Consider the following 2,719-nt stretch of genomic DNA (forward strand, 5'->3'; position numbering starts at 1 on the left):
TCCGCCACAACCGTGGCCCCAGGGGTTATCGTCATTGTGCTGCGAGCTCCATGATCTTGACTTGATCGGCCTCAGCCCGATCGAGGATGCCGGACACGCGTCCCTGCCGGATCGTCATGACCCGGTCGCTCATCCCGAGGATCTCGGGGAGTTCCGAGGAGATCATGATGACGGCCACGCCTTCGGAGGCGAGCGTGGAAATCATGCGATGGATCTCGGCTTTGGCGCCGACGTCGATACCGCGCGTGGGTTCATCGAGGATGAGGACGCTCGGCTTTGTCAGCAACCAGCGACCGATGAGCACTTTCTGCTGATTGCCGCCGGAGAGATTCAGGATCTTCTCACCCATGCCTGGGGTCTTGACCCTCAGCGATGTCGTCATCGCCTCGCAGTCCTGCGACAGCCGCTTCTGCTCGACGAAGCCGCGACGCACATATCCGCCATGCAGGGCGGCCATCTGCATGTTCTGTTGAATGTCCAGCAGCAGGAAGCAGCCGGATTCCTTCCGGTCTTCAGTGAGGAAGGCCATCCCGTTTTCCATGGCGACGGCGGGCGAACTGACGTTGACGGATTTGCCTCTGATCTCGATCGTACCCGATGTCGCCGGTGTCACGCCAAAGAGCGTTTCAGCAATGTTGGAGCGACCGGCGCCGACAAGCCCGGCGATTCCGAGAATCTCGCCGGCATGAAGGTCGAACGAGACGTGCTGGAAGATACCTTTGAGACATAGATCGCGGACGCTGAGCACCACGTCGCCGATCTTGGCCTCCACTTTGGGAAACATTTGCGAGATCTCGCGCCCCACCATCATGCGGATGACGTCTTCACGGGTCAGGTCTTGGGCAGCCTTGGTCGCGATGTGTTTGCCGTCGCGGAAAATCGACACCTCGTCGGAGATTTCGAAAAGCTCGTTCATCTTGTGGGTGATATAGATGATTCCTTTTCCCCGTTCCCTCAGCGTCCTGATGATACGGAAAAGATGCTCGACCTCGCGTTCGGTGAGCGCGGACGTTGGCTCGTCCATGATCAGGACATCCGATTCATAGGAAACCGCCTTGGCAATCTCGACCATCTGGCGGCTGGCAACCGAAAGCAGACCGACCCTTTGATCGGGGTCGAGATCAATGCCCAATTCCTCGAAAAGCCTGTAGGTGCGGCTGTGCAGTTCCTTATGATCGACGAGACCAAAACGATTCTTTGGCTCGCGCCGGATCCAGATGTTTTCCGCAATCGTCATGTGGTTCATCAGATTGAGCTCCTGATGAATCATGGCGATGCCGTTGTCGAGGGCGTCGAGCGGACTGCCGAGCCGAATGGGAAGGCCGTTTAAGAAAAACTCTCCTGCGTCCGGCGTGTAGATGCCGGCAATGATCTTCATCAGCGTGGACTTGCCCGCGCCGTTTTCGCCCATAAGGGCATGAACCGTGCCGCGTCTCAGGCGGAAGGAGACGTCATCCAGCGCAACGTTTCCGGCAAATTCCTTGCGGACATCTTTGACCTCCAGGAGATATTTGGCTGTCGGAACAGCGCCGCTTTCCCGGACCGCCTTGACGGTCGATGGTGAGATTTTCGGCATCGTGGCAGACCTTCTGCTTTCTATGCATAGAGGTTCCAGCTTCGGATGTGCCTTTGGGGCACATCCGAAGCCGAGCGGCGATCAGTTCTTGGCGAGGTATTTCTCGACATTGGCCGGATTGACCAGCTCATACGGGATCCACATCGGGGATTGGACTTTCTCGCCCTTGGCAAGTTTGACGGCAGCATCCACCGAGCCGGCGCCCTGTCCGATCGCGTCCTGGAAGACGGTGACGTCGAGATCACCCTTTTGCATGTAATGCATCGCTTCCTTGGTGGCATCGACACCGGCAACGACGACATCCTTCATGTCCCAGCCGGCCGCCTTCAGCGAGTTGACGGCGCCGATGGCCATTTCGTCGTTGTTGGCCAGCACCGCCACCGGCTTGTAGCCGGCGGTGATCCAATTGGTCATCAGGTCCTGCGCCTTGACCGGATCCCAGTTGGCCGACTGTTCGTCGATGATCTTCATGAAGTTGCATTCCGGCTTGGCGGCGACGTCATGAACCGCCTTGCTGCGCAACACGGCCGTCTCGTTCGCCAGAACACCCTGGATGATTAGAATGCCGGCCTCGTCCGTCTTCTTGGCTTCCCTCAGGACGCGGCAGACTTCCTCTGCCTGCAACAAGCCGGCAACATGCTCATCGGAACCGACGAACGCCGCCTTCGGCCCGAGCGTCTTGACGTCGCTCGGCGTGTTGTTGACGTAAACCAGCGGAATGCCGGCATCCGCCGCCATCTTGGTCATCGTCGGCGTGGCCGAGGTTTCCACCGTGTTGACGATGATCGCATCGACCTTGGCGGCAATGAAGTTTTGAACCTGCGACAGCTGCCGGTTGACATCGCCTTCGGCAAATTCGATCTGCAGCGGCTGCTTCAGTTTGGCAGCCTCGTCCTTGATGCCCTGCACCAGAACCGCCAGGTTCGAGTCGGAGTGGGAAATGGTCACGCCGATGTCACCGGCATGGGCGGCAGACGCCGCAAGGGCCAGCATCGCAGTTCCAAGAATCATTCGTTTCATGTCGTTATTCCCCTGTTTCTTGATCGAGCGTCCGGAAGCACCCAGAATTATCCGGACCGTCCTCCTCCTGTTTTAAGGACGGCTAATGTTAACGATTACATCCTACTGCCGACTTTAGCGTTC

The 2,719-nt window shown here is 58.3% G+C and carries 2 protein-coding genes; both read right to left on the reverse strand.

Annotation, left to right across the window (positions count from 1 at the left end; translation table 11 throughout):
- Nucleotides 1-31: 31 nt before the first annotated feature.
- Complete coding sequence (locus tag CO655_RS32840; RefSeq protein ID WP_097609242.1) at nucleotides 32-1,576, reverse strand: sugar ABC transporter ATP-binding protein; 1,545 nt, start codon at nucleotides 1,574-1,576, stop codon at nucleotides 32-34.
- An 81-nt stretch (nucleotides 1,577-1,657) separates the two neighbouring features.
- Nucleotides 1,658-2,596, reverse strand: coding sequence for a substrate-binding domain-containing protein (locus tag CO655_RS32845; protein WP_097667959.1), 939 nt, complete (start codon nucleotides 2,594-2,596; stop codon nucleotides 1,658-1,660).
- Between the last annotated feature and the right edge of the window lie 123 nt (nucleotides 2,597-2,719).

This window comes from Rhizobium sp. M1 (assembly GCF_002531805.1).
In the GTDB taxonomy this organism is placed as follows: domain Bacteria; phylum Pseudomonadota; class Alphaproteobacteria; order Rhizobiales; family Rhizobiaceae; genus Rhizobium; species Rhizobium etli_C.

Coding starts and splice junctions, on each gene's coding strand:
- CO655_RS32840 (WP_097609242.1), bottom strand. CDS start 1,576: ATGCCGAAAATCTCACCATCGACCGTCAAGGCGGTCCGGGAAAGCGGC.
- CO655_RS32845 (WP_097667959.1), bottom strand. CDS start 2,596: ATGAAACGAATGATTCTTGGAACTGCGATGCTGGCCCTTGCGGCGTCT.